Source organism: Streptomyces sp. NPDC008086 (assembly GCF_042957325.1).
Taxonomy (GTDB): domain Bacteria; phylum Actinomycetota; class Actinomycetes; order Streptomycetales; family Streptomycetaceae; genus Streptomyces.
In genome coordinates this window covers 1-7,131 of sequence record NZ_JBIBIA010000024.1, presented here as the reverse complement: position 1 = coordinate 7,131, position 7,131 = coordinate 1, and the positions used below count along the sequence as shown (strand labels likewise).

At 70.1% G+C, this 7,131-nt stretch carries 6 protein-coding genes; all 6 read left to right on the top strand.

The annotated features are described in order from the left end of the window. Positions 1-140 precede the first annotated feature (140 nt). The 6 genes from ACFZBP_RS42135 to ACFZBP_RS42110 are packed head-to-tail and all read left to right on the top strand — an operon-like array spanning position 141 to position 6,936. Positions 141-1,523, top strand: coding sequence for an aminotransferase class III-fold pyridoxal phosphate-dependent enzyme (locus ACFZBP_RS42135; protein WP_391421134.1), 1,383 nt, complete (start codon positions 141-143; stop codon positions 1,521-1,523). Positions 1,524-1,546: 23 nt separating this feature from the next. Then, complete coding sequence (locus tag ACFZBP_RS42130; RefSeq protein WP_391421133.1) at positions 1,547-2,500, top strand: succinylglutamate desuccinylase/aspartoacylase family protein; 954 nt, start codon at positions 1,547-1,549, stop codon at positions 2,498-2,500. Next, positions 2,497-3,957, top strand: coding sequence for an aldehyde dehydrogenase family protein (locus tag ACFZBP_RS42125; protein ID WP_391421132.1), 1,461 nt, complete (start codon positions 2,497-2,499; stop codon positions 3,955-3,957). Before ACFZBP_RS42130 ends, ACFZBP_RS42125 begins: the two co-directional genes overlap by 4 nt. Further along, positions 3,954-4,892 carry an aldo/keto reductase gene (locus ACFZBP_RS42120; protein WP_391421131.1) on the top strand — a complete coding sequence of 313 codons (939 nt, stop codon included), beginning with the start codon at positions 3,954-3,956 and terminating at the stop codon, positions 4,890-4,892. The genes ACFZBP_RS42125 and ACFZBP_RS42120 overlap by 4 nt, the downstream gene beginning before the upstream one ends. A 46-nt stretch (positions 4,893-4,938) precedes the next feature. After that, positions 4,939-5,604 carry a haloacid dehalogenase type II gene (locus ACFZBP_RS42115; protein ID WP_031484183.1) on the top strand — a complete coding sequence of 222 codons (666 nt, stop codon included), beginning with the start codon at positions 4,939-4,941 and terminating at the stop codon, positions 5,602-5,604. Between the two features lie 48 nt (positions 5,605-5,652). After that, positions 5,653-6,936, top strand: coding sequence for an FAD-dependent oxidoreductase (locus ACFZBP_RS42110; protein WP_391421130.1), 1,284 nt, complete (start codon positions 5,653-5,655; stop codon positions 6,934-6,936). Positions 6,937-7,131: the final 195 nt, after the last annotated feature.

Below are 7,131 nucleotides of genomic sequence, written 5' to 3'. Positions count from 1 at the left end.
GTCAGCGCCATCCTCATCGCCTTCGCCATCCTCGCCCTCGGCCTGGTGGCCCTGGTGCGCTGGCTCGGCTCCGGCAGGCAGGACTCCCTGCTCTCGGTCGAGAACACCGTCGGTGTCGCCAACCCGGGAGGCGAGGCCGTATGACCACCGCCGCCGCTCACCTGACCGCGGCCACCGCTCAGCGGCACCTGCTGCTGCACATGACCGCCAACGGCTCCCTCGCGGCGCCGGGTCAGGAACTGTTCGTCGTCCGCCGCGGCGAGGGCCCGTACGTCGACGACGCGGACGGCAGGCGCTATATCGACGGCCTGTCGGGGCTGTACTGCTGCCAGCTCGGTTACTCCTACGGACCCGAGTTCGCCGAGGCGGCCGAACGGCAACTGCGTGAGCTGTGCTACAGCCCGCTGTGGACCGGCTCCGCGCATCCCTCGGCCATCGAACTCGCCGAGCGCCTGTCCTGGATCGCCCCCGTCGACATCGAGCACACCTTCTTCTCGAGCGGCGGCGCCGAAGCCGTCGAGACCGCCTGGAAGATAGCCCGCCGCTACCACGCCCTGCGCGGCGATCCGGGCCGCACCAAGGCGATCGCCCGGCGCGGCGCCTACCACGGCCTGACCATCGGCACCCTGTCGTTCAACGACGACCCCGGTCTCACGGAGCCGTACGGCCCGCCGGCGATCGACACCCGGTTCGTGTCCAACACCAACCGCCTCGGCCTCGCACCGGAGTTCGCGGACGACGAGGTGTACACGGCATGGCTGCTCGCCGAGTTGGAGGCGGCGATCCTGACAGAGGGCCCGGAGACCGTCGCGATGCTCATCGCCGAGCCGGTGCAGAACCGAGGCGGTTGCATCACCCCGCCCCAGGGCTACTGGCAGGGGTTGCGGGCGCTGGCCGACCGGTACGGCTTCCTGCTCGTCGCCGACGAGGTCATCACGGCCTTCGGCCGGATCGGCGAATGGTTCGGCGGGGACCGCTACGGCGCCCGCCCGGACATGGTCACCGTCGCCAAGGGCATCACCGCCGGATACGCACCCTTGGGCGCGACCCTGGTCGGCACCAAGGTCACCGAGGTCATCAACCGGCCCGGCGCGGTCCTCAACCACGGCTACACCTTCGCGGGGCACCCGCTGAGTACGGCCATCGCCCTGCGCAACCTGGAGATCATGGAGCGGGACCGGATCCTGGACAACGTCCGCGGTCTCCAAGGTGACCTGGGCAGGCGCATGGCGGCGCTCAAGGACCTGCCGATCGTCGGCGACGTCCGCGGCACCGGGTTCTTCTACTCCTGTGAACTCGTCGGCGACCTCGACGACGGCGCTTTCAGCGCCAAGGCACGAACCGAGCTGATCGGCGACCTGATCCCGCGTCGGCTGCGCGAGGCCGGCCTGCTGGCCCGCGTCTACAACCGCTCCGCGCCGCTGGTCCAGATCGCGCCCCCGCTGATCAGCGACCGCGCCCTTCTCGACCGTATAGCCGCGATCGTCGCGGGCGTCCTCGCCGAGGCCTCGGCCCGCATCTGATCCACCTTTTGGAAAGGATCCACATGTACTCCATCGGTCAGCTGACCGTCGCCCCCGGCGAACGCGCCCAGGGCCTGATCCCGGTCGGCACCAGCAGCTACGGCGTGGAGCTCGGCATCCCGCTGATCGTCGTCAACGGCGTCCAGGACGGCCCGGTCCTGTGTGTGGACGCGGGCGTGCACGGCGACGAGTACGACGGCCAGGAGGCCATCCGCCGGGTGCTCGCCGAGATCGACCCGGCCACGCTGCGCGGCACCGTCGTCGGCATCCCCTGCCTGAACACCCCGGCCTTCGAGGCCGCCGCCCGCGCCAGCGGCATCGACCACCTCAACCTCAACCGGATCTTCCCCGGTGACGCGGAGGGCTCGTACTCGCAGCGTCTGGCCGCCACCTTCGTCGAGCAGGTCGTGCCGGCCGTCGACGCCGTGGTCGACCTGCACACCGGCGGCGCCTACGGCGAGATCGCCCCGCTCGTCATCCTCCAGGGCGGTTACGAGGACCTGGCGACCGATCTGGCGCTGGCCGCCGGGCACGAGCTGGTCTGGAAGGGCGGCAAGTGGGGCGGCACGGTCCGCCACCCGGTTCTCGAGGCCGGCAAGCCCGCCATCACCATCGAGTGCGGCGGCGCCACCTACCGCGAGACCAACGTCGGGCACCACATGAACTCGATCCGCAACATCCTGCGCAGCCTCGGCATGATCGACGGCCAGGCAGAGCTGCGGGACACCTACACGACGGTCTCCGGCACCTTCGCCCGCTCCGCCTCCGGCGGCTTCTTCGTCGCCCGCGCCGAGCCGGGGGAGACCTGCAAGGAAGGCGACCTGATCGCCACCATCACCGACCACTACGGCACCACGCTGGAAGAAGTCACCGCGCCGCAGGACGGCATCGTGCTCTGGGTCCGCCGGATCCGCACGGTCCGCCCGGGCGACGAGGTGGTCATCTTCGGCGAGGTGCTGGGGGAGATCCGGCCATGAGCGACGAACTGCAGCTGACCGAGCTGCTCATCGACGGCAAGCAGGTCCCCGCCGCCGACGGACGCTTCTTCACCGTCCTCGACCCGTCGAACGACACGGCCATCGCCCATGTGGCGCTGGCCGGCAAGGCGGACGTGGACCAGGCGGTGGCCGCCGCGCGCACGGCCTTCACCGCTCCCGAGTGGGCCCGGATGCGTGCCGCCGACCGGGGCCGGATCCTGTTCCGGATCGCGGAGGCCATTCGCTGCCAGGGCGAACGGCTGGCGCGCCTGGAGAGCCAGGACGTCGGCAAGCCGCTGCGCCAGGCGAAGGCCGATGTGGAGGCCGCGGCCCGCTACTTCGAGTTCTACGCGGGCGTCGCCGACAAGCTCGGCGGCTCGACGGTCCCGCTGGGCCCGGGACTGCTCGACTACACGGTGCGCGAGCCGATCGGCGTCTCCGGCCACATCATTCCGTTCAACTACCCGCTCCAGAACACCGCGAGGGGCTCCGCCCCGGCGCTGGCCGCGGGTTGCACGGTGGTGCTCAAGCCGTCGCCGGAGGCGCCGCTCACCCCCCTGGAGATCGGCAGGATCGCCTTGGAGTGCGGTCTTCCGCCGGGCGTTCTGAACGTGGTCCCCGGTAACGGCGAGACCGGCGCGGCCCTCGCCGGGCACCCGGGTATCGACCAGGTCACCTTCACCGGCTCGGTGCCGACCGGTATCAAGGTCGCCCAGGCCGCCGCCGCCAACGTGGTCCCCTCGGTCACGGAACTGGGCGGCAAGTCCCCGGTCATCGTCTTCGCCGACGCCGACTTCGACCTGGCGCTCGGCGCCGTAGCCGCCTCCGCGTTCGGCAACGCCGGGCAGACCTGCTCAGCTGGTACGCGACTGCTCCTCCAGCGCGGCGCCGAGGAGTTCCTGGACAAGCTCGTCGCGCACGCTGCCTCCCTCAGCCTCGGTCCCGGTCTCAGCGACCCGGATGTCGGCCCCCTCGTCGCCGCACGGCAGCGGGACCGGGTCCTCGGCTACCTGGAACTTGCCCGGGAGGAAGGTGCCGTGGCACGGGCCGGCGGCGGCGCCCCGGCCGACCCCGAACTGGCCGACGGCTACTACGTCCAGCCGACCGTCCTCACCGGACTGGACAACCAGGCCCGGTGCGCCCGCGAGGAGATCTTCGGCCCCGTCGTCACGGTCATCGAGTTCGACGACGCGGCCGAGGCGCTGGAGATCGCCAACGACAGCCCGTACGGCCTCGCCTCCTACGTGTGGACCCGCGACATCGACAAGGCGATGCGGATGGCCGAGGGCATCCGGGCCGGCCAGGTCTATGTCAACGCCACCGGCGTCGGTACCGGCGTCGAACTGCCCTTCGGCGGCTACAAGCACAGCGGCTGGGGCCGGGAGAAGGGTCTCGAAGGCCTGGCGAGCTACCTGCAGACCAAGAACGTCTGCATCGGATTCGGGAACCGGCCATGAGATACCGCTCGCTCGGGGAGCGCGGCCCGACCGTCTCGGTGGTCGGCGTGGGCGGCAACAACTTCGGCGCCCGCCTCGACGAGGACGGCACGAAGGCAGTCGTCCACGCCGCCCTCGACGCCGGGATCACCCTGTTCGACACCGCCGACATGTACGGCGGGTCCGGGGAACGGGGCGGCCTCCGCGGCGACGGTGAACGGCTCCTCGGGGCCGCACTCAAAGGCAACCGCGACCACGTGGTGCTGGCCACCAAGTTCGGCATGGAGATGGGCCGGGACGCCGACCTGTACGGTCCGCGCGGATCCCGCGCCTATCTCCGGTACGCGGTCGAGGCCTCGCTGACCCGGCTCGGCACCGACCGGATCGACCTGTACCAGTACCACGAACCGGACGGAGTCACGCCGCTGGAAGAGACGGTCGCCGCGCTCCAGGAGCTGGTCGACGAGGGCAAGATCAGGTACGTCGGCTGCTCCAACCTCCCGGCCGAGCACGTCACGGCCGCCTTCGTGTCGACCCAGGCCCGCTACCACCTGCTCGACCGCGGCGTGGAGCAGGACCTGATCCCGGCCTGCCTGCGCCACGGCGTCGGACTGCTGCCGTACTACCCGCTGGCCAATGGCCTGCTCAGCGGCAAGTACCGGCGCGGCGAGGAGCCCCCGCCCGGCAGCCGGCTGTCCTGGCGGCAGGGCTGGCTCACCGATGCGGCCCTCGACAAGGTCGAGGCGCTCACCGAGTACGGCGCCGATCGCGGCCTGACCCTCCTCCAGGTCGCGGTCGGTGCACTGGCGGCCCTCCCCGCCGTCGGCTCCGTCATCTGCGGAGCCATGACCCCCGAACAGGTCACCGCCAACGCGGCGGCGGCCGACTGGATACCGAGCCCGGCCGACCTGGCCGTGCTCGACGCGATCGTCGCCCCCGGCGAACGCGTCGTCTGAAGCCCCCACCCCTGTTTAGAGAACCGCGAGAGCAAGGCTGGACACCATGCGAGAGATCGTCACCTTCGACGCCTATGCAACCCTGATCAACTTCGAGCTCGGTCCCACCACCCTGAAGGTCCTGGAGGACCGACTCGACCTGGACAACCTGGATGTCGACGAGTTCCTCGACGACTTCCGCGTCATGCGGTTCCAGGCCGTCCTGGAGGCCTACCGCCCCTACCACGAGGTCCTGCACTCCAGCCTGCGCAACGCCATGCGTCTGCACGGCCTGGAGTACCGCGAGACCGACGGCGAGGCCCTCGTGGACGCCGTTCCCACCTTCGGCCCCTGGCCGGAGGTCCCGGAGGCCCTGCGGAAGCTGAAGACCAAGTACGAGATCGCCATCATCTCCAACTCCGACGACAACCTGATCGCGCGGAACGTCGAGAACATCGGCGTCGAGTTCGACTACGTCATCACCGCCCAGCAGGCCGGTGCCTACAAGCCGGACCGCCAGACCTTCAAGCACGCCTTCCGGACTATGGGTGTGGAGTCGTCGCAGGTCATTCACGTCGCCCAGGGCTGGGAGTACGACCACATCCCGACCCGCGACCTGGGCCTGAAGCGCCGCGTGTGGATCAACCGCTACGGCCGTAAGGGCAGCGCCGACTACCAGCCCTACGACGAGCTGCCCGACCTGTCGGGCCTGCCGAAGCTCCTCGGCTGCTGACCTACGGCGCACGGCGAAACAGAGCGAGAAGACAAGAGGACGCACGCCATGAAGCAGATCCCCTACTGGATGGACACAGCCCCGGCCCTGCCCGACCGTTCCGGGAAGGACCTGCCCGACGAGGCGGATGTGGTGGTGATCGGCGGCGGCCTCACCGGCCTGTCCACCGCTTACCATGCCGCCCGCAAGGGTGCCCGGGTCGTCCTGGTCGAGAAGGACCAGGTCGGTTCGGGCGCCTCCGGGCGCAACGGCAGCCACTGCAACCCCGGCATCACCATCAGCCCGGCCCAGGCCCGCCAGCGCTACGGGCAGGAACGTGCGCGCGAGCTCTACGACGCGTTCCGCGTCGCCGTGGACCTCGTCGAGGAGATCGCGGTCAAGGAGAAGATCGACTGCGACTTCCACCGTGCCGGGCGCCTCGGCTTGGTCTGCAAGCCCAAGCACCTCGAGGGCATGCACGCCAAGCAGCGCGACCTGGCCGAGAACTTCGGCCACGAGACGGTCGTCCTGAGCAAGAGCGAGCTGCGCGCCGAGCTGGGCTCGGACTACTACCACGGCGCCCTGCTCGACCCGCTCGGCGCGGCCCTGCACGTGGGCAAGTTCGTCGTCGGCCTGGCGGACGCCGCCGAGCGTGCCGGTGCAGAGATCCACGAGCGCAACGCCGCCACCGGCCTCACCCGCCTCCCTGGCGGCGGCTTCGTGGTGGAGACCATGCGCGGCACCGTCCGTGCCAAGCAGGTCATGGCGGCGACGGACGCCTACACCGACCAGTCGATGCCGTGGTTCCGCAAGCGGCTGATCAACGTCGGCAGCTTCATCATCGTCACCGAGCCGCTGGGGGAGGCGCGCGCCAAGGAGCTCATCCCGAACGGCCGTCTGCTGGTCGCCCACAAGAACGTCGGCAACTACATCCGTCTCACGCCGGACAACCGCCTCGCCTTCGGCGGCCGGGCCCGCTTCGCCCCGTCCAATCCGGCGTCCGACGTCAAGAGCGGTGACATCCTCAAGCGGGAGATGACGGAGATCTTCCCGCAGCTGGCGGGGGTGCGGATCGACTACGTCTGGGGCGGCATGGTCGGCTTCTCCTGGGACCGCATTCCGCACGCGGGCGAGGTCAACGGCCTGTACTACTCCATGGGTTACTGCGGCCACGGCGTCCAGATGGCCACGTACATGGGCCGCGCGGTCGCCGAGATGATGGACGGCAACCCTGAGGCCAACCCGATGCGCGGCTTCGGCTTCCCGAAGGTGCCCGTCCCCTTCTACAACGGCACACCCTGGTTCCTGCCGTTCGGCGGCGCCTATTACAAGGCGAAGGATCGCCTGCTCTGAGCAGGTACGACACCGGTAACACCGCGGGGGCCTTCCGCGCAGCGGCGCGGAAGGCCCCCCATCATGTCTAGCGAGAGAGGGCCCCGACCCATGACCGCCATCACCCGCACTGAGCATGATCTGCTGGGCGATCGGGAGGTCCCCGCCGATGCGTACTGGGGTGTTCACACCCTGCGGGCCGCGGAGAACTTCCCG

Coding starts and splice junctions, on each gene's coding strand:
- ACFZBP_RS42135 (WP_391421134.1), top strand. CDS start 141: ATGACCACCGCCGCCGCTCACCTGACCGCGGCCACCGCTCAGCGGCAC.
- ACFZBP_RS42130 (WP_391421133.1), top strand. CDS start 1,547: ATGTACTCCATCGGTCAGCTGACCGTCGCCCCCGGCGAACGCGCCCAG.
- ACFZBP_RS42110 (WP_391421130.1), top strand. CDS start 5,653: ATGAAGCAGATCCCCTACTGGATGGACACAGCCCCGGCCCTGCCCGAC.
- ACFZBP_RS42125 (WP_391421132.1), top strand. CDS start 2,497: ATGAGCGACGAACTGCAGCTGACCGAGCTGCTCATCGACGGCAAGCAG.
- ACFZBP_RS42115 (WP_031484183.1), top strand. CDS start 4,939: ATGCGAGAGATCGTCACCTTCGACGCCTATGCAACCCTGATCAACTTC.
- ACFZBP_RS42120 (WP_391421131.1), top strand. CDS start 3,954: ATGAGATACCGCTCGCTCGGGGAGCGCGGCCCGACCGTCTCGGTGGTC.